The sequence below is a fragment of the Kitasatospora sp. NBC_01287 genome (genome assembly GCF_026340565.1).
Taxonomy (GTDB): Bacteria; Actinomycetota; Actinomycetes; order Streptomycetales; family Streptomycetaceae; genus Kitasatospora.
This window is the reverse complement of the sequence record NZ_JAPEPB010000001.1, coordinates 226,082-249,690: the sequence shown is the minus strand read 5'-3', so window position 1 is coordinate 249,690 and position 23,609 is coordinate 226,082. Positions and strand designations below refer to the sequence as shown.

The following is a 23,609-nucleotide window of genomic DNA, read 5'->3' as shown; positions in this document are numbered from 1 at the left end:
CGCACGGTGACATCCTCGGGAGGAGGAGGTGGACAGCCGTGAACGAGCACAACACGCCGACCGGCGGCCCGGACGCCGCGCCGGTGACCGGCTCCGGCGACCTCGCCGCGCGGGTGGACCAGCGTCGCGGGCAGCTCGGGCTCGACTACGACGAGCTGGCGACCCGGGCCGGCATGGCCCCGCGGTACCTGCGGCTGCTGACCGAGCTCGGCGGGGACTTCGACGCCGGCGGCCTCCAGCGCCTGGCAGCCGCCCTGGAGACCACTCCCGAGGACCTGCTGGCGGCCCGCCCCGAGGACCCGCCCGGCGAGGACACCGCCGGACCGCGAGCCCGGCTCCGCAGGCTCCAGGCCGAGGAGTCGCGGGCCCGGCTCGGTACGCACGGGGTCGGCCGGGTGGGGCTCGCCACCCCGGAGGGGCCCGCCGTGCTGCCGGTCAACTACACCGTCCTCGCCGGGGCGATCATCTACCGGACGGCCGCGGGCACGGTGACGGCGGCCGTCGAGGGCAGCGAGGTGGCCTTCGAGGTCGACCAGGTCGACCAGGCGCGCCGGCAGGGGTGGAGCGTCCTGGTGGTCGGGACGGTCGAGCACATCACCGAGCCCGAGGCCGTGCGGCGGCTGACGGAGCTGACCGCGGTGGAGCCCTGGGCGGGCGGGCGGCGCGAGCTGTGGGTGCGGATCAACCCCACCCGGGTCACCGGGCGCGCCGTACGGACCCCCTGAGCCCGGCGCCTCAGACCTGGTGGTGGCCGTGGCGCGCGATGGCGGGCGCCAGGTCGGGTTCGCCGAACCTGGCGCGCAGCAGCTCGAACGCGTCGACCTTCGCCGGGCCGAACCGCGCCACGTACGCGGCGTAGGAGTCGGCGCTCAGGAAGGTGGGCGGCGTGGTCTTGCTGTGGAACTTGTCCGCGTACATCACCAGTTGCTCCTCCACCGTCTCGGCCAGGTAGTCCCCCTCGGGCAGGTCCAACCGCTGCGCGCGGATGTCGCCGCGGCTGAGTCCGACTCCCGTGTGGCAGGAGCAGAAGCGGCGCAGGCGCTCGGGGAAGCCCTCCTCGCGCAGGATCTCGTGGCCGAGCACGCCGTGGCGGATGTAGGAGCCGTGGTCGAGCCGCCCCGCCCGGTCGTAGAGGCGGTAGACGCCGATGTCGTGGAGCAGGGCGCCGGCCCGCACCAGTTCGGCGTCGAACGAGAGGGCGGTGGCCGCCATGAGCTGCTCGGCGATCCCGCAGACGATCTCGCAGTGGGTGAGCACCAGCTCCAGCGCCTCGGGCGAGGGGGCGTGCCGTTCGTGCAGGGCGCGTATCTCGTCGGCCGTCGGGAGGATCACCGGGGCAGCGTAGCAACCACCGTGAGCCGCGCGGACCGGGTCGCGGTGCGCGCGCAGCGGAAGCCGGCGTGCCCGCTGGAGCTGTCGGGGGTGTTGGCGCTGCGGGCGGCGACCCGGTAGCGGTTGCAGTAGGAGCGGTGGCACAGGTGGGAGCCGCCGCGGATGACCTTGGCCGTGCCACCGGCGGGACCGCTGGGGTTGCTGAGGCTGCTGGGGGTGCCAGGGCTGCTGGGGCTGCTGATATTGCTCAGCGGGCGGGCCACCGGATGGTCGGTGGTCCACCAGTCGGCGCACCACTCCCAGACGTTGCCGGCCGTGTTGTAGAGGCCGTACCCGTTGGGCTCGAAGGCGTCGACCGGGGCGGTGCCGCGGTAGCCGTCCGCGGCCGTGTTGCGGCTGGGGAAGGTGCCGCGCCAGATGTTGCAGCGGTAGGTGCCGCCGGGGTCGAGCTCGTCGCCCCACGGGTAGCGGGCCTGCTCCAGGCCGCCGCGGGCCGCGTACTCCCACTCCGCCTCGGTGGGCAGGCGCTTGCCGGCCCAGCGGGCGTAGGCGTCGGCGTCGTGCCAGGAGATGTGGACGACCGGGTGGTCGCCGCGGTCGGCCACGTCGCTGCCCCCGCCCTCGGGCCGGTCCCAGGCGGCCCCGGCCACGGCGCACCACCAGGGGGTCCGCTCCACCCGGGCCGCCGTGCGCCGTAGCGCGGCCGGGAGGAACCCGGCGAAGACGTACGACCAGCCCAGGCGCTCGGCCTCGGTGCGGTAGCCGGTGTCGGCGACGAAGGCGGCGAACTGCTCGTTGCTGACCGCGCGGGTGTCGATCAGGAACGGGTCCAGCCGCACCCGGCGCACCGGGCCCTCGCCGTCCCCGGGGAAGCCGGCGTCGTCCTCGGTGCCCATGAGGAACTCGCCACCGGGCAGCAGGACCATGCCGTCCGTGGAGCCGCCCGCGCGCGGGGGCGGCGCGGGTGCGGGCAGCAGGGGCGCCGCGGTGCCGCGCGAGGGGGTGCAGCAGGGGGCCGGCGGGTGGGACATGCTTCCTCCGAGGACGGCGAGTGCGAGTGCGAGTGCGTGTGCGTGTGCGTGTGCGGGGGTCGGTCAGGCCAGGGCTGCTCGGCGCCTGCGGTCCAGCTCCTGCTGCACCCGGGCGACGTCCTTCGCGTAGGGCCGGTGCAGGAGTGTCAGGAAGGCGCCGTTGACGAGCATCAGGACCACCAGGACGGCCAGGAACACCGGTCGCAGCCCGATCGCGTCACCGAGGAAGCCGGCGCCCAGGCTGAACGCGGCCCACGCGATGGCCTCGAAGATGGAGACGTAGACGGTGAAGGCGGCGGCCCGCAGCTCGGGCGGGACGACGGCCATCACCATCGGCCGGTTGATGCCGGGGTTCACGCCCTGGGCGGCGCCCATCAGGCAGAAGAGCAGCGCGTAGGGCCCGATGCCTCGGTAGTGCACCTGCGTGCCGAGGACGGCGAGGAGCGCGAAGAGCACCTGCGCGCCCTGGAGCACGGCGGGCAGCCCGTGGCGGGGGCTGCGGCGGTCGGCCCAGTCGGCGAGGAACCCGCCGGCCACGGTGCCCAGCAGGTAGCCGACGCCCAGCGGGAGCAGTACGACGGTGGCGCGCTGGGTGCTGAAGCCGAAGACGTCCACCAGGTAGACGACGGCGAAGGAGCTGAGCAGCAGGTGCCCGGAGAGCAGCCGCGACACCAGCAGGATCACGAAGCTGGGGATCCTGAAGAGCGAGAGCACCGCGGCGCGGTCGATCGCGCCTCGCGCCTCGCGGGCGCTCCGGTCGAGGTCGGCGAGCTGCCGTTCGGCCGCGCCGCGGCCGGGGTCGCGGAAGAAGAGCAGCAGTGCGAGACCGAAGAGGAGGTTGAGCAGCCCGATGCCCCACAGCCCCCAGCGCCAGCCGTCGGGTACGCCCGCCAGTTGGCCGATGAGCGGGCCGAGCACCGAGGCGGCCAGGGCGAGGCCGCCGTACAGCGCGCTCACCGCGCGACCGCGCGAGGGGGCGTCGAAGAGGTCGGCGACGATCTCGGAGACCAGGGGCTGGGCGGCGGCGTAGCCAGCGGCGAGGACCGTGACGAAGAGCAGCAGTTCGGCGAAGTTCCGCGAGAAGCCCGCCGCCAGCCCCCACACCCCCCACAGGCCGGTGGACAGCACCAGGACGCCCTTTCGGGACCAGCGGCGGGCCGCCCACACCCAGAGCGGTGCGCTGAGGACGCCGACCAGCTTGCCGGCGGCGGTCAGGATGCCGAGCGCGCCCAGGGTCAGGCCCAGGGCCTGCCTGATCACCGGGAACAGGCCGGTGACCAGGCCGGCCTCGGTGCCGTCGACGAGCATGGCGCCCCCGAGCAGCGAGAGTTGGCCCCACCGGCCCCGGGTGGGCGGCGGGCCGGGTCTCGTGGCGGGATGGGCGGCGCCCTCGATAAGGTCGGCCATGCGCGACTCCGTTCTTCGCATCGTTCGTCACAGGGGCAGTGCGGGAGAGGGCGGACGTGCTCGCCGGTGACGGGGTTGCCGCCCCGTCACCGGTCCTTCGGGTGTTGCGGGTGTTGCGGGTGTTGCGAGTCCTTCCGACTTCGTGGGTCCTTCCGGCTTCGTGGGTCCTGCGGGTCCAGCGGGTCCGGCGGGTCCGGCGGGCGGTGCAGGCCCGGCCCGTCAGAGCGCCGCGAGCTCCTCGGCCACCCTCCGCAGCGCCGAGATGTCGGTGAGCCCGCCGGCGAGCGCGGCGACGTCGATCAGCGGGGTGGGGCCGAGGAACTGCAGGAACTCCGAGTCGACGATGCCGGGCAGGTGCCTGCGCATCACCTCCACCGCGACCGGGTCGGAGATCAGGGCGAAGAGCGGGGTGCGCAGCGAGAAGCGCCCTGACGGGTAGTCCTCCGGGCTGGGCAGCGGCTGGGCCGCCTTGTCGGCCTGCGCGCGCTGGGCGCGCACGAGCAGGTGCTCCGCCCCGACCGCACCGTGCGCCGGCAGGCCCAGCCGCTCGTACTGGCTCGGCGGGGCGTCGCTCGCGCGCATCAGCTCCACCAGCAGACCCGCCATCCGCAGCTCCGCCGCGTCGTCGGTGATCGGCGTGCGCTGCTCCGGGTCGCTCGCGAGGTCGAACAGCAGGGTGCCGTGCTGGAAGGGGTTGAAGAAGGTACGGCCGGGCGTGCGCAGCGTGCGCACGCCCTTGGTGAAGGTGAAGGGCTCGGCGAGTTCGAGGTCCGCCAGCTCGGCGGGGGAGAACCGCCCGCGCATGTGGGTCGGCATCAGCGTGTGCTCCAGCAGCGGCGCGTTGGCCGCGGTGGCGGGGGCGCGCATGTAGACGTACCGGCCGTCGGTGATGTTGACGTGGCCGCCGTGCATGCCGAACAGCGCCGCCTCGCGCACCGGGGTGTCGTCGGCGACCGGCAGCGGGTGGCCCTGCATGTCCGCGGGGCGGGGCAGGCCGAAGTAGTCGAGCAGGGTCGGCGCCAGGTCGATGGTCTGGGCCAGGGCCTGGCGGCGCTCGCCGGCCGCGCCGGTGCGCGGGTCCCAGACGAAGAGCGGCAGGTGGACCAGCTCGTTGTACCAGGGCTGGACGACCTTGCCCCACCAGCCCTTCTCGCCCAGCAGCAGGCCGTGGTCGGTGTTGACGATCAGCAGGGTGTCGTCCCACAGGCCCTGCTCGTCCATCAGGTCCAGCACCCGGCCCAGCGAGTGGTCGCACATCGAGAGCAGCGCCGCGTACTCCAGGCGGGCGTGCTCGACCTGGTCGGGCTTCTCCACCACGCGCTTGTAGTCGGGCCAGTCGAAGTGCGGGCCGTCGTAGTCGTGCGGGTAGAGGTCCTTGTAGCGCTGGTGGCTGAAGAACGGCTCGTGCGGGTCGAAGGTCTCGATCTGCACGAACCACCGGTCCGCGTCGCGGTTGGTGCGGATGAACTCCAGGCCGGCGTCGAAGGTCAGCGTCTGCGGGTGGCGGTCCTCGGTGGCCAGGTGCGGTCGGTTCACCCAGTCCTGCCGGTAGCCCTCCATCCGCAGCTTCTTCAGGTCCTCGGGCATCACCGGGTCGGCCACCTGGCCCTTCCACGGATCGCCCTCCTGGCCGCGGAAGAACTCCCAGGTGTTGTACCGGCCGTGGTAGGTGGCGCCGCCGTCCTCCCAGTAGTGCGGGTGGTCGCTCACCAGGTGGGTGTAGACCCCGTTCTGCTTCAGCAGCTCGGGCATGGAGTCGTCGAACGGCTCCAGCGGGCCCCAGCTGCGGTGCAGGAAGTTGTGCCGCCCGGTGTGGATCTCCCGGCGGGCCGGCATGCACGGCATCGAGCCCGCGTAGGTGTTGTCGAACGTGACGGACCGCTCGGCCAGCCGCGCGAAGTTCGGCGCGTGCGTCCAGTCACCGCCGTAGGGCGGCAGCATGTGCCGGTTGAGACTGTCGAACATCACCATGATCGCCTTCATCAGGCATTCCCCTCTCCGGCCGGCGGCGTCCTCGGCCCCGGCTGCCACTGGTCGAGTCGCTGGAGCATGTGCTCCAGCCAGGCCACCCACGAGTCCATCGCGCCGGCCCCGTACCGGTGCAGTTCCTCGGCGACCTCGCGGGCCAGCTCCTGGTCCAGTTCCGGCAGCGCGTCCTCGAAGCGGACCGTGCGGTCGCGGGGCCGGTTGCGGGCGATCTGCGCGCGTCGGTGGTCCAGTTCGGTGCGGATCAGGCGGATCGCGGCCTCGCGGTCCAGTGCGGCGGCGAAGGCGAACCGGGACAGGAAGTCCGCGTCCTGGAACCGGCTGGGCGGCTCGTAGGGGGAGTGCACCCAGTCCAGCAGCGCCTCCCGCCCCACCGGCGTGAGCCGGTAGACCTTCGCGTCGGGCCGCCCCTCGCGCGGATCGACCTCGAACGCGATCCAGCCGTCGGCCACCATCCGCCCCAGCAGGCGGTAGATCTGGCTGTGATGGGCTCGCGAGCGGAGGAACTGGCCCTCCGTCTCGACCCACTTGCGCAGGTCGTAGCCGCTGAGCGGGCGGGCGGCCAGCAGGGCGAGCAGCACGTACTCGAACTGCACCGGGGCCTCCAATGGGCTGAGTCTGTTACGTGCCGGGTCTGTTACGTGCCGAGTCTGCTGTGTGCCGAGTTTGGTATGTGCCGAGTTTGGTATGTGCCGAGTTTGATATGTGTGGAGTCACCTATGTGCTGAGTGTTCTATCGGCGCGCCGCGGCGGCCGTCAACGCCTTCGGCCGCGGCTTGGTCGACCGTTCACCGGGGTTCATGCGGCGTCACACAGGCTCGGCCGGGGTGGGTTCGGCCGGCCCGGGCAGCCGGCGGGTGCGGCCGATCGAGCCGAGCCAGGCGGCGGAGGGCTTGGGGATGCCCGGCGTCGCGCGCCCGGCGGGAATTGTCAGGCGGACCCTGGTGCCGCGTCAGTCGCTGTCGCCGGTGTTCCGCTTCAGGCTCCGGCGCCGGCGGCGGCTCTCCTCGGAGCGGCACACCAGTTGGCCCGCGGCGAGCGTCGCGGCCGCCACGCCGCGCACCCAGCGGGGCCCGCCGCGATCCGCCCACACCACGCACGCACAGCCGCCGACGACGAGCGCCAGGACACCGAGCAGTACCAGACCAACCATGTCGTCCACCTCCGCGTCGATTCGTCCGGTCCTGCTGATGGTCCCAGGTTCTCCGGCCGGCAGTGGTCCGAGCGGGCTGTCCGACCGGAACGACGCAGCCGGAGGCGACGCGGCCGGAAACGGCGGGCCGGCCGGTGCCCTGGCGCCGCGTCAGCCGGCGGCGCGGTCGGGGAGGAAGCGCCCGGCGAACAGCGCGCCGAGGAACCCGGCCACTCCGCCCCAGAGCACGGCGACCCCCACCGTGAGCGGCAGGTCGCAGTGCAGTGACACCGCGCCCACCTGTCCGCCCAGGTCCCCGATGCCGAGGAGCGACAGGCCCAGCGCGGCGTCTACCCGGGTGAGCAGGCCGATCAGCAGCATGGCGCAGCCCAGCGCCGCCGCCAGCCGCAGCGCGTGCTGCCAGGCGGGGGCCGGCAGCGCGTGGCGGCGCACCATCAGGACGGCGGCGGCGAGCAGGACCACCGCGGCGAGCGGCACCAGCAGCCAGGCGCGGGCGTCCTGTTGGGCCAGCGCGGTGATGTCCACGGTGGCCTGCCGCCCTTGCGAGACGGTGAGGACCGAGGCGAGCGGCTTGGGGAACGGCAGTGCCAGCGCGCCTTGGAGACCCCCGTGCCAGGCACCGCCGAGGCCGATCCCCAGGCCCATCCAGGCGAGGTTCGGCAGGCCGAGGAGCAGGACGGCGGCGGTGGCCCGCGGGTTCGAGTCGACCGCCATCGCGACCACCCCGGCGATCAGGCCCAGCGCCGTGTACACCAGGGCGACCACCGCCGCGGCGTGCGCGGCGGGCCGGACGACCGGGCGCAGCGCCAGCACCGGTGCCGGGAGCGGGGCGCGGTGGACGACGGCGAAGGCGAGCAGCAGGACGACGGCCGGCCAGAGCAGTCCGTATCCGAGGACGGCCCCCCAGCCGGCGTGGAAGCCGACGGTGGGCGTCAGCCCGAGCACGCCGCCGATCAGGTCGGCCTGCGGGCTGCCGGTGGAGAGCGTGAAGCTGTGCCTGGCCAGGGCCCCGAGCAGCAGCAGGAGCGCGGTCCACGGCAGCGCGGTGCGCAGCACCCGGGCGCCCGCCTCACGCGGCGTCAGGACCGCGCGCAGGCGCAGCGGGCGCAGGAAGGCGGCACCCGCCACCAGCGCGCCGACCAGGGCGACCGAGAGCGGGATCGCCTCGACGACCGCGGTGCCCCCGCCCAGGAATCCCGCCCCTGCGTCCACGTCCAGCGGCACGCCCAGTGCGCTGAGCACGGTGGCGGCCAGCACCGCGGGGAAGGCCCCGGCGGGCAGGTCGCCCGCCCCCGCGGCCCACAGCCCGAGCGCGCCGACCGCGCCCATCGCGGCGAACGTGAGGACGGCCACGGCCAGCGCCTGCGCCCAGCCGGCCCAGGCGCCGGCGGACGCGGTCGGCGGGCGCGGTGCCCGGTCGCCGGGAGGGGGCTCGTCACTGGGATGCACGCGGACTCCTGTTGGTGACACCGACCGGCGCGACCAGGACGGCACCGACCATGCTGATGGCGGATCGCCGTCGGGTGACTGCACAGCGTAGCCACCCGGCGTGCCTCCAGGCGGCTGCGACATACCCTGTCGACCCCGGGGCGCGGCGAGCCGCAGGCCGCGGGAGGGGCAGGGGTCGGGCGCGGTGCCGGCAGTTCGGGCGCGGTGCCGGCCGCTCGTTCGTCGTCCGGTGCCCGCGTCAGCCGCCGCGGATCAGCCGCCGCACATCAGCCGCCGCACATCAGCCCTGGTCCGCCCTGGACAGCGCGCCGGTGATCAAACGGCTGGCGAAGTCGCGGTCGCCGCCGGAGATCCGGTTGATGTGCTCCGCGAGCAGAACGGCCGTGGCCTCCAGGGGATTCATCTCGGCGGCGGTCCAGTCTCCGTACTGCGCGCGCCACAGGTTGGGGCTCAGCCCGGTGCCGGCGGCGATCAGCAGGCCGGCCATGGTGGGGATGACCTCGGGGCGGAAGGTCTTGGGCATCATGCGCATCGTGCCCACCAGCGTGGGCACCACGTGCTCGACCACCTCCTTGTCGTGCTCCTCGCACGCCGCCCGCAGCCAGGTCATGAACATGTAGATGAGCGTGCACGTGCCGTCCAGCAGCGCGTCGAGTCCCTCCCGCCCCATGGACGCGGTGACCTGATCGGCCATCCGCTGCTCTTCGGCGCGTTTCCCGGTCCTGCCGTCGTAGACGGCCTTGAGCTGGGAGTCGATCATCATGAGGGCCGCGCCCACATCGCCGACGGGAGCGTACTCGGGGTCGCAAGGCGATGACACAGGACTCCTCCTCGGACGGCCGCACCGGGCGGTGCCGCGCGCTCGTAGCGTAGAGCGCCAACTGACCCGGGGGCGGCGAATCCTGAGGCCGTCACCAGCCTGGACACCGCGGTGATCGAAAGAGTCCTGGTGTTCCTGGGTTCTTGAACGAAGCTGCACGAGAATGACCGGTCTGTCAGGCCGTCAGGCCGTCGGGTCCGGCAGGACCAGTCGTTCGCGCCGGGCGGTGCCTGCTGGAGCAGCCGGCGGCCGGAGCCCGGTTGCGGGGTCACGAAAGCGGGGTCACGAAAGCGGGGGCGGCCGGCAGAGCCGGACGCCCCCGTTGGGCCGATCGGTCAGGTGGTCACCCCGGCCTCCTGCCGGCGGACTTCGCGGACCAGGCTGGAGAGCTGCTCGATCGTCGGCTCCCACAGGACGCCGGGACGGCTGGCCCGCAGGGCGTCCTCGCGCTCGCCGCCGAAACCGAGGACCGCGCGGACCAGCACCGCGATCTGCTCGATCGTCGGCTCCCGCATGATGATCGGCAGATTCGCCATGAAGGCGTCCTCGCGCTCGGCGCCGACGAGTTCGCGGCAGACCGTGGCCAGCATCGCGTAGAGCGAGAGCGAGTCGCCGCCGAGCCGGTGGAAGTCCAGCTGGGGCGTCAGGTGGACGTGCTCCAGCTGGAGGATCCTCGTCCAGACGTCGCCGACGGCCGACTCGAAGGTGTCCAGCCCGCTGCCGTCGCCCTGGCCTCCCTGGCCTCCCTGGCCGTCCTGGCCGTCCTCGCCGGGTGACCCGGCGAACGGGTCCGGCAGGGCCCGGACGTCCACCTTGCCGCTGACGGTCAGCGGCAGGTCCGCCACCACGACGGTCGCGGCCGGCACCATGTAGGGCGGCAGGCGGTCGGCGAGGAAGCGCTCCAGCTCCTCGGCGGTGGCGTCCTGCCCGGCCGCCGGCACGGCGTACGCGAACAGCGACTTGCCCTGCTGCCCGCGCCGCGCCTTGGCGACCACCGCGGCGCCGGCCACGGCCGGGTGTTCCTCCAGCGCCAGCGCCACCTCGGCGGGCTCCACCCGGTGGCCGAGCACCTTGACCTGGTCGTCGGTGCGCCCGATGAACTCCAGCTCGCCGCGCTCGGAGATCCGGGCCAGGTCGCCGGTGCGGTAGACCCGGGTGCCGTCGGCCAGCCGGACGAACCGCTCCCGGTTCAGGTCGGGCCGCCCGCGGTAGCCCCGGGCCAGCTGCACGCCGCCCAGGTACATCTCGCCCACCTCGCCGCGGGCGGTGAAGCGCCGGTCCTGGTCGAGCAGGAAGACCGTGGTGTTGTCCATCGGCAGGCCGATCGGCACCGCCGCGCCCTCCGCGTCCAGTCGCGGGTCGAAGGTGTGGATCGTGCAGCCGATGGTCGCCTCGGTCGGCCCGTACAGGTTGATGATGCGGCAGTCGGGGCCGAACATCGCCTGCGCCCGCGCCGCGACCGGAACCCGCAGCTGCTCGCCGACGACGACCACCGAGCGGAACCCGCTCGGCCGCAGGTCGAGGCGGCCGATCAGGTCCAGGTGCGCCGGGGTCAGCGACAGCATGGTCGCCCCCGACTCCTCCAGCAGGTGGCGCAGCGAGAGGTGGTTGGTCTCGTCCTTCATCAGCACCACCTCCCCGCCGGTCAGCAGCGGCAGGAAGACGGAGGTGCCCGAGACGTCGAACGAGGGCGAGGTGATCAGCGGCAGCCGGGTGTCCGCGTCGACCCCGAACTCGCGGCTCGCCCAGTCCACGTAGTTGAGCAGGCTGCCGTGCTCGATCTGCACGCCCTTGGGCTTGCCGGTGGAGCCGGAGGTGTAGATCACGTAGGCCAGGTCCCCCGGGCCGACGGCGGCGTCCCGTGGCTCCACGGCCGTCGACGGGTCGCCGGACGGCCGCACGGCCACCAGGTCGTCGAGGGCCACCGGCGCGCAGCCCGGCGGGCACCACGCCCGCTCCTGGTGCCGGCGCTCCACCAGGCAGAGCGCCGCGCCCGCGTCGGTGAGCAGGTCGGCGAGCCGCGGGTCGGGGTGCAGCGCGTCCAGCGGCAGGTAGCAGGCACCGGCGCGCAGCACGCCCCACAGGCCCGCGATGGCGGCGGGCGAACGATCGGCGAGCAGGCCGACCACGTCGCCGCGCGCGACCCCGAGCCGGCGCAGCTCGGCGGCCACCACGTCGGCCCGGCGGCTCAGTTCGGCGTAGCTGACGGTCCCCTCCGGGCCGCTGAGCGCCACCCGGTGCGGGGTCCGCTCGACCTGCCGGCGGAAGAGCTCCAGCACGGAGGCCGCCGTGGAGCCGGCCCGCTCGGTGCGGTTGCCCTCCCAGTCGCGGTGGGCGGCCGGCGAGAGTGCCTCCTCCAGGCGGTCCAGCAGGGCCTCGGCCGCCTCGGCGACCCCGGGGCCGCTGCGCCAGGCGACCGTGATCTCGGTGCGGCCCGCGCTCTCCACCAGGTCGATCTCCGGCGGGGCCAACGCGGCCGGCGTGCCCAGGCTGTAGAGGGTGGCGGCCTCGAAGCCGTCGGCGGAGAAGTCCGCCAGGTCGACGGTGCCCAGGTGCGACAGGAAGGCCATCGAGTCGTAGCAGTCCTGCTTGGCGGCCTTCGCGTCGGCCGATCCTGCCATCAGGCGCAGCGCCCGCAACGGGAGCTTGAGCAGCCCGGGGTCGGTGCGCGAGGCCAGCTCCTGGCGCTCGCTGAGCGCGGTGAGCAGGCGGTGGTGGACCTCCTCCCAGCCGTCGCCCTCCAGCACGTCCAGGATCACGCTGGTGGCGAGGTTCGCGGTGGAGCGGATCTCGGGGACGTGCCGGCGCAGGTCGACCGGGACGGCGAAGCGCCCGGTCCCGGCGCCGTACGCCTCGGCCAGCACGGTGGCCACCTTGGCGGTCGCGGCCGGGTGGGTGCCGTCGACGGTGCGCCGGCGCCACACCACCCCGCGCGGGCGGGGCGGCACACCGCCCAGCGGCGAGGGCCAGCGCGACTCGGGCCTGGCCGCGATCTCCGGGAGGCCGTCGGGCAGTTCGCTCGCCAGCCCGTCCATCAGCTGCTGGTCGTTCAGCCGCGAGGGCGCGCCGAGCAGGGTCTCGCCGCGCAGCGCGCGGAAGACCTCCTGGGCCCAGAGCAGCGTGCCGCGGCCGTCCATCACGCCGTGGAACGCCCGGAACACCACCGTGCTCGGGGCACCCTCGACCAGCAGGACCTCGCAGCTGGGGCCGCGGTCGCCGGTGAGCGGGGTGCACAGCAGGGGCGAGTCCAGGGTGTCGCGGTCGAAGTCGGCGGCGGCCACCACCCGCACGGCCGGGGCCAGTCGGCTGTCGACCCACTGCCGGCCGCGGCGCACCAGCCGGGCACCCGGGCAGCTCTCGGAGGCCGCCGCGACGGCGGCGGCGAGCACCTCGGACGACAGCTCGCCGTCGCCCTCCACCGCCAGCTGGATCACCGGCACCTGGCCTCGCAGTGAGGCGAGCAGCCACCAGTCCACGGGCGCGATGGATCTGCCGTACGGGTCGGGTCCGTGGGCTGGAGGCTGCATGAAGATCTCCCTCGTAGGCGGTCGGGAGGAATCTAGGCAGCGGCCGAACCACCGGATAACCCCGACAGACACCCCTGCGGACCCCAGAAAGCACACTCTGCACCCGGAATTGCTGTGCGCCTGACAACGCCTGGAGCGGGCCCCGCCGGGCGTGCCGGGCATGCCGGCCCGCGCCGCCGGGACCCACTGGCCGTGCGAGCCTCGACCCGCGGTGCCACCCATCGTCCGCCCGGTGCGATTAGCATCCGCCTCATGTCCGCCGTGATCCCCGTGGCCCTGCTCGCCCTGTCGGCCCTGTTCGCCCTGCTGTTCGCGCACCGGACGCGGCGTGACCGCCGGCGCTTCGGCAATGCCGTGCTCCTCGGCCTGGCGCTCGGCTGCCTGCTCCTGGCCGGTGCGCTCGGCGGGTTCGGCCCGCTGCCCGACGAGGCGCACACCGCCGTGCTGGCCGTGCTACCGCTGCTGGTCGGGGCGAGCGCGGTGGCCACCGCGGTGCTGCTGGTGGCCAACGGGATCACCATGCTGCGGCGCGAGGGCGGTGGGCCGGCCAATCTGCTGTCGCTGGTGGCGGGTCTGGCCGCGTTCGGGGTGCTGGGGCTGCTGGCGGCCGCGGTGAGCGTCGACTCCCGGCCGCTGCGCGCGGCGGCGGCCGCCGTGCTGCTGGTGGCGGGCTACTTCTCGTTCCTGCTGCTCTGCTTCGTCGGGTACGCGGCTCTCTACGCCCGGCTGACGGTGCGGCGGGAGGTGGACTTCGTGGTGGTGCTCGGTGCCGGGCTGGTGGACGGCCACCGGGTGCCGCCGCTGCTCGCGGCGCGGCTGGAGCGCGGGCTGGGCGTGCAACTGGCCCAGGCGCGGTGGGGCCGGGTGCCGCCGCTGGTGCTGTCCGGGGGGAAGGGGACGGACGAGTCGCGCAGCGAGGCCGCGGCGATGGCGGACTTCCTCACCGGGCGCGGCGTCGCTCCGGAGCTGCTGCGCCGCGAGGACCGCTCGACCAGCACCGAGGAGAACCTGAAGTTCAGCGACGCCTTGATGGCGGCGGAGCGGCCGGGTTACCGCTGCCTGATCGTCACCAGCAGCTTCCACGTGCTGCGCTCCGCCATCCTGGCCCGCCGGGCGGGGGTGCGCGGTCAGGTGCTCGGGGCGCCGACGGCCGCGTACTACTGGCCGAGCGCGATGCTGCGCGAGTTCGTCGCGGTCCTCCTCTGCTACCCGGTGGCCACCATCGGTCCCTGCGTGCTGCTGGCGCTCCTCGGCGCGGTGGGGGGCTGGCACGGCTGAGGCAGGCCGGGCCGACCGGACAGGCCGGGCCGACCGGGCCGACCGGTTCGCCGGGAGCCGGGGCGAGGCGCGGCCGCAGCACCTCGCCCCGCCCCGGCGACGCGGTGTCAGGGCTGCTGCTGGAAGACGACCTCCGGATCGGCCGGCGACGGGCCGTCCAGCAGCGGCCGCGGGATGCCCTTCAGCTGCTCGTCGAAGAAGGCCGCGACGTAGGCGCGGGTGAGCTGCTCGGCGCGCACCGACGGGATCGAGCCGTCCACGCCGGTGATGCCCGCTTCGTCGGCGAGCACCGGCACGTCGGTGAAGCTGACGTGGGTGGACCCGGTGACGGTCAGCCAGCGCTTCCAGCCGTCGAGGTCCGGCCAGTTCGCCGCCCAGCTCGGCTCGTCGCCGCCCACGGCGTGGTTCGCCGGGTTGCCGAGCAGCAGCACCGGGCGGCCGCCGAGGCCGCCGGCCGGCACCGGCACGAAGAACCTGCCGTCCAGGTCGGCGCCGGCCCGCACCCGCTGGTCGGCCGCCATGGTCGGGATGACCGCGGCGCCGCCGAGCGAGTGCCCGGCCATGCCGATCCGCTCGCGATCGATCAACTGCGCGTTCTGCCAGGCCGGATGGCGGCCGGTCAGCTGGTCCAGCACGAACGAGACGTCCTTGGCCCGGCTCTGCAGGGACTCGGCGTCCGACACGTTCGACAGGTCGCAGAGCGCGCAGCCGAGCGTCTGCCCGTCGGGGAAGGTCGTCCCGGAGTCCTCGTAGGTGTGGTCGACGAGCGCGACGACGTAGCCGCGGCTGGCCAGGTCGACGGCGAGGCCGGTGAGCGTCTGGCGCGGCAGTCCGAAGCCGGGTGAGAGCACCACCAGCGGGTATCTGCCGTGCTCCGGGCGGGCGTCGGTGGACGCGTAGGTACGGGTGTCGGCCAGCGCCTGTGCCGGGAACGCGCCGTCGAGCCCCTCCATGTTCAGGAAGAGCCGGGCCTCCTCGGTGGTCATGTAGGGGGCGGGCCGGCCGGTGCCGGCGTGGGCGGGGTAGTACATCGACACCATCAGCTGCCGCGGTCCCGCGCTCGGCACCCACGGGTCCGGGCGGTCCTGGTCGACCAGGTGCAGCGTGTTGACGCCGACCGCGTGCGGGCCGGTCGGGCGCGGGAGCTCCAGCTGAACGCCCTGGCCGGTCGGGGCCAGGGTGGTGGCGGTGGTGGCCGTGGCAGCTGGGGGCTGCCCGGCGGCGGCGAACGCGGCGCCCGCTCCGATGATCGGCAGCGGCAGGACCAGGGCGAGGACGACGGCTACGGCGGTGCGACGGATGCGAGTCATGACAGGGACGTTAGGAGCCGAGCAGCCCGCCCCACGTCGTCAGAGCGGCGGAGCCGAACCCCCGCGGAACCCGAAGCGTGACCCTGACGACCCCGCAGGCGCCGGCCGGACCGGTCTCAGGGGCGGGCGGCAGCCGTGCGGCCCGGCAGGGCGAACGCCCGTGCCCTGAACGGGCGTTCGCTGTCGCCGTGCCGGAGGTGGACGCCTGGGGTCGCGCCCTGCCGGCGGGCTGCGGCCCCAGGCGGTCGGCCGGTCAGCGCGTCACAGGATCTGAATGGCGTCGACCTTCGGCGGCTGGTTCGGGAAGGTGATGTCGTGCCAGCGGTCGATCCGCACCGAGTCGCCGTTGTCGTCGTAGTAGATCAGGTCGTTGTTCCCCGTGGAGATCCGGTCGACCCACCACCCGCCGAAGTCGATCTTTCCGGCGTTCGCGTAGCAGTCGACGCTCTGGCGGCCGTCGAGGTGCGACCAGATCTTCAGGAAGTTCTCGCCGCCGACGCACTGGATGTGGTCGATGGCGTAGGCGTTGCCGCTCGGTACGGTGACGGTGAAGGCCGCGGCCGTGGCGAGTGCCACGGCGAAGGACCGCGCGAGCCTCTTCTTCTTCGAGATCACAGGTTCTCCTTGGTATCGAGGCCGACGAACGGCAGGCCCCGGTCGGCGAGGTGGCGCCCTGGCGAAACGGTGCTCCGTCGAGTCGTCGAGTCGTCGAGTCGTCAAGCTGTCGAGTCGTCGAGATCATGCGACCGATCGGCCGAACGCCGGCCCGGCTCCTGCCCCCGGCCCCTGGTGGGGACGCGGCCGGTGGACCCGGAATCGCCAACGTAGCGACCGCCTGTGCCTCACCCGGCGGCAACACTCCGAATGCGAACCGTCTCGGGCGGAGATCACCCGATCGTGGAGCCCACCGGCACACGCGACCGACCCGCGCCGGTTTGCCCGCCGCGCCGCCCCTCGCCGCGCTGCCGCCCCTCGCTGGGCCGGGCGCGCCGGGGACGCGGTGGCTGCCCTGGTGGGCCGGCGGGGTGCTGCGACAATCTCGACCGTGACCGATGAGAGGGCCGTCCCGGGCGCGGCGGAGTCCGTCCGACCGCTGGAACTCTTCTTCGACCTGGTCTTCGTCTTCACGATCACCCAGGTCGCCTCGATCCTCGTGGCCGCGCCCACGCTGCTCAGCACGGGACGGGTGGCCGTGCTCCTGGTGATCATCTGGTGGATGTACTCCGGCTACGCCTGGCTGACCAACGCGCTCGATCTGGAGCGCACCGGCCCGCGCCTGCTCCTGCTGGCCGGCACGGCCGGGTTCTTCCTGATGGCGATGGCGGTCCCGAAGGCGGTCGGGCAGAGTTCCTGGGCGCTGGTCTTCGGTGCCGGCTACCTCCTGGTCGTCTCGGCCCACCTGGTCGGGTTCATCGGCACCTCCGGGCACCGCGGCATCGTGCGGGTCGGACCGCTGAACCTCGCCAGCGCCCTCGTGGTGCTGGCCGCGGGGGCGGTACCGGCGCAGGTGCGGCTGTGGCTCTGGGCGTTGGCCGCCGTGATGGAGGTGGTGACCCCGCTGGTGACCGGAACCGGTGGGTTCGCGGTCGGGGTCGGGCACTTCGTGGAGCGCCACGGACTCGCGGTGATCATCGTGCTGGGCGAGTCGATCACCGAGGTCGGCGCGGCGACCTCGCAGGGCGGCAGCGTGGGGACCGCGGTGGTGGGCGCGCTCCTGGCGCTGGTGCTGAGCGCGCAGATGTGGTGGCTCTACTTCGGCCGTGAGGACCGCGAGAGCCAGGCCCGGCTGGAGCGGGTCCCGTTGGAACGTCGCCCCCGCGTCGCTGTCCACTCCTTCGGCTACGCCTACTACCTGATCATCCTCGGGATCGTGGTCGCGGCGGTGGGCATGGAGAAGGCCATCGACGAGTTCCACCGTGCCCCCCGCCAGCACGACCTCGCCGCCCTCCTGTTGCCGCTCGGCATCTCCCTCTATCTGGTCGGGCTCGCCTGCTTCCACCGCGCACTGGCGGGCGACTGGCCGCGGGCCCGGATCGCGGCCGCGCTCGCTGTCGCCGCACTGGTCACGCCCGCCGCGCTGCGAAGCGGCGGTGCCGCTCTCGCGGCGGCGGCCCTGGTCCTGTTCGCCCTGATCCTCCGGGAGGGCCGCCGGCATCATGTCGCCGGTGTGGGAATCGGGCCGGCGCCGTCCTGAGCTGCGGGAGTCGGGGCACCTTGGCCGCCGGGCCGGCGCCCTGCTCGCGGGCGGGCAGCAGTAGGCCAAGATTCTGCTTGGGTATGTGCCAGCAAACCCCTGGATTGACTTGGATTTCCGGGATGCGTGATCATCGCTGGAGGGCGCGGGGCGGCAACCTGCCCGCCGCTCTTCCTCGATCAGAACGCGGTGGAACGGGCGTGGCGGGAGCCGACCCGGTCTCCCGAGAACGACAGGAGCGCACATGACCACCACCGACCCGACCACAGGGGGAGGCGTGATGCGGCAGATCGACCCGTCCGACGCCGGTTCACCGGGCAGCGGCTCCGGCCGTGCCGAGGCGTGGCCCGCCGCCGAGGAGTTCTTGCGCGCCCGGGGCGCCGGCGAGCTGCCCCACCCTGGCGGAACGCTCCTGGCGCACCTGATCCGTGTCGCGGACCTCCTGGGCGAGTGGGGCGCCGATCCGCACGTGCGGGTCGCGGGGCTGTGCCACGCGGCGTACGGCACCGACGGTTTCGACCAGGCCCTGGCGGGGACCGCCGAGCGCGGGCTCCTCGCCGAGCTGATCGGCGAGGAGGCCGAGGCGCTGGTCCACCTGTACGCGAGCTGCGACCGCGGCGTCGTCTATCCGCAGTTGGGCATCGGGCGACCGGTGGTCTTCCGCGACCGCCTCACCGGCCGTGAGCACACTCCGCCGGAGTCCGACCTGCGCGCCTTCCTCGCGATCACGGCTGCCAACGAACTCGACGTGCTGGCGCACAACGCCGCCCTCGCCGACCGCTACGGCCCCGCCCTGTACCGGTTGTTCGCCCGCTCGCGCGACCTGCTCCCCACCGCGGCGCAGGAGGCCTGTGCGCGGCAGCTCGGCCGGTACGCCCCCCGAACCCCCTGATCGAGGTCAGAACCCACAGCTGATCCGCACCTGCAGCCGATCGCCTCCGGCCCTTGACCGAAAGGAAGCACCCGCATGCCGACGGAGCTGATCGCGGTCGTGATCGAGCCGTCGGCCCCCCGCGTCTGGCCCGCTTCTGGGCGCGAGCCCTGCAACGGGAGCCCGCCGCCGACGGTACGGTCGTTGATGGTCCGGCCGATGGCTGCTCGGCCGTCCACTCGGCCGTCCACCCGGGCAGCCCGGACGGCGTCGGACCGCTGTTCGTCCCCTCGACGCGGCCGAAGACCGCGAAGAACCGGGGGCACCTCGATCTCGCGGGCGGCGCGGACGAAGTGCGGCGCCCGATCGCCCTGAGCACCACCCGCGTGGACATCGGACAGGGCACGGTGCCCTGGGAGGTGCTCGCCGACCCCAACACTCTGGACTACCAGTTCTGGAGTGACCCCCGGTGTCGACCGCCACCCTTACCCGTGACCTGCGGAATTCGTCCCCCTCCCCGGAGGGTATGACTAGGACGACCCTGCCCGGTACCGAGGGCACCGTGTTCTCCGGGCGCCTGCGGGGCGTCTCGGCTATCCGCCTGTCCGTGCTGACGGACGAGACCACCAGCCCCGAGCGGCAGCGCGAGTCCAACGAGACCGCCGCCGCGGCTTTGAACATCGACCCAAGGTCCGCTCCGGGTTCCGGCGGCTCGGCGGCTCCGAGTTGCTCACCGCACAGATCGACGGCAAGCACGTGACCATGTGGAACGGCGTCCCCATGTTGGAGCCCGGCCAGAAGCTCGACGGCACCGATGTCCTCCCGCTGACTGTTGGCACCGGCGGCAAGGAGACGGGTGACGTTTACGCCGTCCGGTTCGGCGGCTCCGAGGCCGAGGCCGGGGTCACGGGGCTGACCAACGGCGGCATCCAGGCCACCGACCTCGGCGAGGCTCACGACAAGCCCGTCTACCGCACTCGGATCGAGTTCTACTGCGGCATAGCCATGTTCGGCGGCAAGGCGGCTGCCCGCCTCACCAATGCCCTCTGAACCCGAGGGACCAAAACGGCCCCCGTCCCTTCCTCCCGCTGCGGGTGGTCGGGGCGGGGGCCGTTTGTGCTTGGTCAGCGGGTGGGGAAGCCGCGCCCCCATAGTTCCTCGGCGTGTTCTGCAAAACGATCGAACATTCCGCCGTCCTGTGACCGGCGAAGGTGCATCATCGGAGAGTCGTGGCCAACCACCCGAGCCAGATGTGGAGTCACCAGCGCATCATTGTCGAATCGGAAGACCGAGAGACTCACGTGATTGGGTCCGTCGTCGGGTGCGCTGAACCGAGCTTCGACACCCTCAACGCCGGAGAGCTTTTCGAGGTGCTCCAAGGTGATACGAATCCGGGTCGAGACAGTCAGCGCCACGCCTTCGATGCGCTCCCGCTGTCGAGTAGTGTCCGAGTCCGGGTCACCCAGGAGGAACCGGACCCTGCACCCGGCCTCTGCCTTGCGTCGTAGCGTCTGGTGTAGAGCGGGCTGCTTCAGCCACACGAAGTAGTTCGTGTAACCGGCCAGGAAGATGTCGTTTGTAGCATCGCCAATCAGCTGACCCCATACCGACGTTGGGCATGTTGAGCGGTACGGGTAGGCGGCGAACACCTCTCGGTCGTGTCCGGTCTTGATGTTCGCCCGGACAGCGTTGGGCCAGATCACTTGCTCATCAACCCCTAGGGCTGCGCACACGTCGTTTCGGTTCCTCTGATGCGGTACTAACGCCGCGTTCGATAGCCAGCGTTCCACGGTCTTGGGTGTGACACCAATGCGGGTCGCCAGCTGATGCGGTGTGAGGTTGGCAGCTGCCATACCTCGTCGGAGAGCGATGTTCAAGAGTCATCCCCCGGACGTTTGGGCCTTCTTGGACGCTAGCGCGTAGACCGCCTTCATGTCTCGCATACGGGGGTGCTTTGGCCCACCTGGGAGCGAAGGATCGACAGTGCGCCGAGGAAGCCCACCGGCCCGAACGGAGGAGCAGTCCGTGCCGAAGACGTACGCCGAGTACAAGACGGAGCAGCGCAAGCAACCCGCCGCCGGCAATCCGCTGGACGAGTACGACCCGGAGACCAGTGCCCGAGTTGCGGAGCACCCGGCGAACGGTTGGCCACCGTGCACGTGTCCCAGTTGCACCGGCGGGGCCGCGTGATGGCCCCGTACGCGGCCCCGCCGTGCGGCGTTCCGTGCCTCCCCCGGCCGTGACCAGAGCGGTCTCCAAGGCTCCCGTCCCGGCGGACGGGAAGCGTCAACACCTCCGCCGGGACGGGGCACCACCCGCTGTGCGGCGCCGCGCAGCGGCAGCACCACCGGGCACGGCGCCCGCCGTACCCGCAGACGAGAAAGAGGAACGCACGTGGACAAGTCCGTGGACTTCAACCCGGCGTCGCACCCGGGCCTGGCCTGGTCGGTGGCGTCGTACTCCCACCTGGACGACACGGTGGAGTGCTTCGCGGTCGCCGACGCCGGGGACGGCCTGGTGGCGCTCGCCAACATCAACAACGACGGCGCCGTGGTCACCGGCACCCCCGGTGAGCTGCGCAAGCTGCGCGACGCCTTCGCCGCTGGCCAGTACGACCACCTGATCGGCGCCTGACACACCAGCAAGTGAGCGAGAGGCGACCGCCCCAACTCAACTGGGGCGGTCACCCCTCCTGCCCCACCCTACGAGAAGGGAGCGCCACCGTGCAGACTGCACTGTCCCGACTGGTCACCGACCCGGATACCTTCCGGACCGCATGGCCCTCGGTGCCCACGGTGTACGACCGTGACGCGGCGGACCTGCAACAGCTCGCCACCAGGCAGGCGGCCCGCGAGATCCTGGCCGACCCCGATATCCGTCCGGGCGGGTTCGGCATGGTCCGCGACGGCGTGCTGACCGCCGAACGAACGTCCGCGGACCACCCGACCGACACCCTGGTTCTCAACGGCCTGCACCGGTCCTACCCGCCGATCATGCAGTTCTGCAAGGAACTGTCCGCCATGCTCGGCCACCCGGTGACGGGGAACTTCTACCTCACCCCGGCCGGGCAGGCGCAGGGGTTCGGGTGGCACTGGGACTGCCATCACGTCTTCATCGCGCAGGCCGAGGGGGCGAAGGAGTGGCGCATGTTCGCTCCGACCTTCGTGAACCCGCTGGAGCATCACAACTGGTCCAAGATCGGGTTCTCTCCCGAGGACAAGGCCCGGTTCGCCTCGGACACCCCGGACTTCTCGGTCACCCTGCGGGCCGGGCAGGTGCTGTTCATCCCGCGGGGGTGGGTGCACGCGGGGCGGACCACCGAGGAACACAGCCTTCACATCACGTTCGGAGTGCAACTCCTGACGAAGCACTGGGCGTTGCGCAAGCTCTGGGAGCTGAGCGAGGACAGCGAGGCCCTGCGCGATGAGCTTCCGCCGAACCTCGGTGGGCAGGACTTCACCAAGCTCGCCGGCGATCTGGTCGAGCTGTTCCGTGACGCGCTGACCGAGCTGCCAACCGACAACGTCGCTCTCCGGCTCCGCTCGGCACAGCGTCTCTCGGTGCTCGGCCAGGAACCCAAGTAGAGCGGCGGATCATCGGAGCATGGCGGGACGGAAGAACGGCGGCAAGCACCGTAGGCGGTGTCAGTGGCCCGGATGCCAGCACTACGCGAATCTGCGGGACCTGGACACCGGACAGGACTTCTGCCTGTCGTGTGCTCTCGCCATGCTCTACGCCGCGGACGACCCGATCACCAACTTCCGTGAGTTCGACGACTCGACCGAGTACGCCGATGCGCTCCGGGAGCGGGCACCGCTCGGACTCTTGGGTTGGCCGGGCTCCACTCCACCGGATGGCCCGCTAACCTCGGACTGACGCCGAGCGAGAGGATCAGCCGTGCTCGAACCCGACGACGAAACCGTGACCGACTGGTACGGCGTTCGCGCCAACCGAGAACGGCCACCGGGAACACGAGACGCGCTGACCCTTGACGCCGAAGTCCGGCGGGGACACCTGTTCCAAGACACCCCCCGCCTTGTCGTGGAGTGGGACGGTAAGCAGTGGCAGCCGGTCGGGGTGGCCGATACCTACGCCGATGCCTACCCGATGATCGTTCGGAGAGGCGAGGACTTTGCCCCGCCACAGGCCGATACCCCCGTGGCACTGCTGCGCAAGGGAAACGGTCGGCACCGGAAGAACTAGGCAGATATCCTCCGGATAGTCGCGGCGTCTCCTGAAATTACGACCCCTCGCCTTCGCTGCGCCGCGCGTACGGCGCGAAGCTCTTCGGGCAGTCGTGATGGGGCTTCCGGACCCCGGATACACCTACCCCGGTGCGCACGCCCTCACCGGGGCGGTGGCGTGATGGCTCGGAAGTTCATCAAGACTCTGGAAAGCGGCGTGCGCGTCGGCAACACGCGCGGCCTGATGCAGTCCCAGCGGGACGGCTGGACCCTCATGGGCGGCCCGTATCAGTACGTGACCTACGCGCCCCGAGCGAAGAACGACCCCCGCCCGTGGACCGACGGCACGTTCCGATACCGAGCGCTGGACTGTTGGGCCGTTGCGCCGACCGCTCCGCAGATCCCCGCCGAGTAGTACCCCCTCGCCCCGTCCGGGACCGATCCGGGCGGGGCCCTCTCGGCTCTATCGCAGAACCCCTAAGACCGCCTCTCCGGAGACCCGGAGGGCAACGAGTTCTGCGTGCTGCCCGCGGCGGGCGCCCGCGGTCGGCTCGCCCAGATCTGCCAGGACGCCGCCGTCCCGGGCGTTCAGGGCCGGTTCTGGGTGCGGGCCGGCGGCTGGTCGATCGTGGACGAGGGTGACCGGGGTGTCAGGCTCGACTCGGCGGCCGGCAACGGGCCCACGCTGGTCATGGGCCCGCCGGTGGCGCCCGAGGCCGGCCGGAACCGCCTGCGCCTGGCCCTCGCGCCCGGGGTCGGCAGCGATCCCTCGGCCGAGGTCGGGCGTCTGCTGGACGCCGGCGCCTCATCGGTGGACACCGCGATGGACGCGCCGGGTTGGCGACTGCTTGCCGACCCCGAGGGGAACGAGTTCCTGGTGCGCGAACCGGGCGCGATGTCTTCGGCGGGCCGCGTTCTGGCCTCCCGGCGCCGGTGAGGCCCTACGATCCCGCCGGCGGTGAGGGACGCGGCCGCCAGCACGTCCAGGACGTATCCCTCAAGCTTGTGGACGGCCGGACCACGGACATGGCTCCCCCTGGATGGCGAAGAAATATCAGCTGCTCTGG

The 23,609-nt window shown here is 72.7% G+C and carries 23 protein-coding genes and 1 pseudogene; 12 read left to right on the top strand and 12 right to left on the bottom strand.

The window, feature by feature from the left end:
* Nucleotides 1-38: 38 nt before the first annotated feature.
* Complete coding sequence (locus OG455_RS00690; protein WP_266289019.1) at nt 39-725, top strand: pyridoxamine 5'-phosphate oxidase family protein; 687 nt, start codon at nt 39-41, stop codon at nt 723-725.
* A gap of 10 nt (nt 726-735) precedes the next feature.
* Here the strand turns inward: OG455_RS00690 and OG455_RS00685 are convergent, their stop codons facing one another.
* From OG455_RS00685 to OG455_RS00645, 9 genes are all read right to left on the bottom strand, one after another.
* Nucleotides 736-1,332, bottom strand: a complete 597-nt coding sequence (locus tag OG455_RS00685) for an HDIG domain-containing metalloprotein (RefSeq protein ID WP_266289018.1) — start codon at nt 1,330-1,332, stop codon at nt 736-738.
* Nucleotides 1,329-2,363: a formylglycine-generating enzyme family protein gene (locus OG455_RS00680; RefSeq protein WP_266289017.1), complete on the bottom strand. Its 1,035-nt coding sequence runs from the start codon at nt 2,361-2,363 to the stop codon at nt 1,329-1,331. Before OG455_RS00680 ends, OG455_RS00685 begins: the two co-directional genes overlap by 4 nt.
* 63 nt (nt 2,364-2,426) lie before the next feature.
* On the bottom strand, nt 2,427-3,770 hold the full coding sequence (locus OG455_RS00675; protein WP_266289016.1) for an MFS transporter: 1,344 nt from the start codon (nt 3,768-3,770) through the stop codon (nt 2,427-2,429).
* 219 nt (nt 3,771-3,989) lie between these two features.
* Nucleotides 3,990-5,753, bottom strand: a complete 1,764-nt coding sequence (locus OG455_RS00670; protein ID WP_266289015.1) for a sulfatase — start codon at nt 5,751-5,753, stop codon at nt 3,990-3,992.
* Complete coding sequence (locus OG455_RS00665; RefSeq protein WP_266289014.1) at nt 5,753-6,352, bottom strand: PadR family transcriptional regulator; 600 nt, start codon at nt 6,350-6,352, stop codon at nt 5,753-5,755. The genes OG455_RS00670 and OG455_RS00665 overlap by 1 nt, the downstream gene beginning before the upstream one ends.
* 356 nt (nt 6,353-6,708) lie before the next feature.
* Nucleotides 6,709-6,909, bottom strand: a complete 201-nt coding sequence (locus OG455_RS00660) for a hypothetical protein (protein WP_266289012.1) — start codon at nt 6,907-6,909, stop codon at nt 6,709-6,711.
* A 150-nt stretch (nt 6,910-7,059) separates the two neighbouring features.
* Nucleotides 7,060-8,358 carry a streptophobe family protein gene (locus OG455_RS00655; protein WP_266289010.1) on the bottom strand — a complete coding sequence of 433 codons (1,299 nt, stop codon included), beginning with the start codon at nt 8,356-8,358 and terminating at the stop codon, nt 7,060-7,062.
* Between the two features lie 280 nt (nt 8,359-8,638).
* Complete coding sequence (locus OG455_RS00650; protein ID WP_266289008.1) at nt 8,639-9,178, bottom strand: hypothetical protein; 540 nt, start codon at nt 9,176-9,178, stop codon at nt 8,639-8,641.
* A 335-nt stretch (nt 9,179-9,513) separates the two neighbouring features.
* Nucleotides 9,514-12,705: a non-ribosomal peptide synthetase gene (locus OG455_RS00645; RefSeq protein ID WP_266289006.1), complete on the bottom strand. Its 3,192-nt coding sequence runs from the start codon at nt 12,703-12,705 to the stop codon at nt 9,514-9,516.
* A 252-nt stretch (nt 12,706-12,957) separates the two neighbouring features.
* Here OG455_RS00645 and OG455_RS00640 point away from each other — a divergent pair, with 252 nt between their 5' ends.
* Nucleotides 12,958-13,983, top strand: coding sequence for a YdcF family protein (locus tag OG455_RS00640; protein WP_266289004.1), 1,026 nt, complete (start codon nt 12,958-12,960; stop codon nt 13,981-13,983).
* Between the two features lie 107 nt (nt 13,984-14,090).
* On the opposite strand, the gene OG455_RS00635 is transcribed toward OG455_RS00640, so the two are convergent.
* Together OG455_RS00635 and OG455_RS00630 are read right to left on the bottom strand one after the other, a co-directional pair.
* Nucleotides 14,091-15,293: an alpha/beta hydrolase gene (locus OG455_RS00635; RefSeq protein ID WP_266289002.1), complete on the bottom strand. Its 1,203-nt coding sequence runs from the start codon at nt 15,291-15,293 to the stop codon at nt 14,091-14,093.
* A gap of 261 nt (nt 15,294-15,554) precedes the next feature.
* The gene (locus tag OG455_RS00630) at nt 15,555-15,908 is read right to left on the bottom strand and encodes a beta/gamma crystallin domain-containing protein (protein ID WP_266289000.1); all 354 of its coding nucleotides are present in this window, start codon (nt 15,906-15,908) and stop codon (nt 15,555-15,557) included.
* 430 nt (nt 15,909-16,338) lie between these two features.
* Here OG455_RS00630 and OG455_RS00625 point away from each other — a divergent pair, with 430 nt between their 5' ends.
* From OG455_RS00625 to OG455_RS00610, 4 genes and pseudogenes are all read left to right on the top strand, one after another.
* Entirely contained in the window at nt 16,339-17,487 is a 1,149-nt protein-coding gene (locus tag OG455_RS00625) for a low temperature requirement protein A (protein ID WP_266288998.1), read from the top strand.
* A 244-nt stretch (nt 17,488-17,731) separates the two neighbouring features.
* Complete coding sequence (locus OG455_RS00620) at nt 17,732-18,379, top strand: DUF6817 domain-containing protein (RefSeq protein WP_266288996.1); 648 nt, start codon at nt 17,732-17,734, stop codon at nt 18,377-18,379.
* A 53-nt stretch (nt 18,380-18,432) separates the two neighbouring features.
* A pseudogene (locus tag OG455_RS00615) lies at nt 18,433-18,792 on the top strand (VOC family protein); the annotation flags it as partial.
* Between the two features lie 292 nt (nt 18,793-19,084).
* Nucleotides 19,085-19,408 (top strand): hypothetical protein, encoded by a 324-nt coding sequence (locus OG455_RS00610; RefSeq protein ID WP_266288994.1) that lies wholly within the window; start codon nt 19,085-19,087, stop codon nt 19,406-19,408.
* A 74-nt stretch (nt 19,409-19,482) separates the two neighbouring features.
* On the opposite strand, the gene OG455_RS00605 is transcribed toward OG455_RS00610, so the two are convergent.
* On the bottom strand, nt 19,483-20,211 hold the full coding sequence (locus tag OG455_RS00605) for a DUF5919 domain-containing protein (protein ID WP_266288992.1): 729 nt from the start codon (nt 20,209-20,211) through the stop codon (nt 19,483-19,485).
* A gap of 172 nt (nt 20,212-20,383) precedes the next feature.
* Here OG455_RS00605 and OG455_RS00600 point away from each other — a divergent pair, with 172 nt between their 5' ends.
* The 6 genes from OG455_RS00600 (at nt 20,384) to OG455_RS00575 (ending at nt 23,479) form a co-directional block, all read left to right on the top strand.
* Nucleotides 20,384-20,548 carry a hypothetical protein gene (locus OG455_RS00600; RefSeq protein WP_266288990.1) on the top strand — a complete coding sequence of 55 codons (165 nt, stop codon included), beginning with the start codon at nt 20,384-20,386 and terminating at the stop codon, nt 20,546-20,548.
* Nucleotides 20,549-20,752: 204 nt separating this feature from the next.
* Nucleotides 20,753-20,992: a hypothetical protein gene (locus OG455_RS00595; protein WP_266288988.1), complete on the top strand. Its 240-nt coding sequence runs from the start codon at nt 20,753-20,755 to the stop codon at nt 20,990-20,992.
* 89 nt (nt 20,993-21,081) lie between these two features.
* Complete coding sequence (locus OG455_RS00590; protein ID WP_266288986.1) at nt 21,082-21,942, top strand: cupin domain-containing protein; 861 nt, start codon at nt 21,082-21,084, stop codon at nt 21,940-21,942.
* A 313-nt stretch (nt 21,943-22,255) separates the two neighbouring features.
* A complete protein-coding gene (locus OG455_RS00585; RefSeq protein ID WP_266288984.1) occupies nt 22,256-22,561 on the top strand; it encodes a DUF6087 family protein in 306 nt (101 codons plus the stop codon).
* A gap of 162 nt (nt 22,562-22,723) precedes the next feature.
* The gene (locus OG455_RS00580) at nt 22,724-22,957 is read left to right on the top strand and encodes a hypothetical protein (RefSeq protein ID WP_266288982.1); all 234 of its coding nucleotides are present in this window, start codon (nt 22,724-22,726) and stop codon (nt 22,955-22,957) included.
* 105 nt (nt 22,958-23,062) lie between these two features.
* Complete coding sequence (locus OG455_RS00575) at nt 23,063-23,479, top strand: VOC family protein (protein WP_266288980.1); 417 nt, start codon at nt 23,063-23,065, stop codon at nt 23,477-23,479.
* The last annotated feature ends 130 nt before the right edge of the window (nt 23,480-23,609 follow it).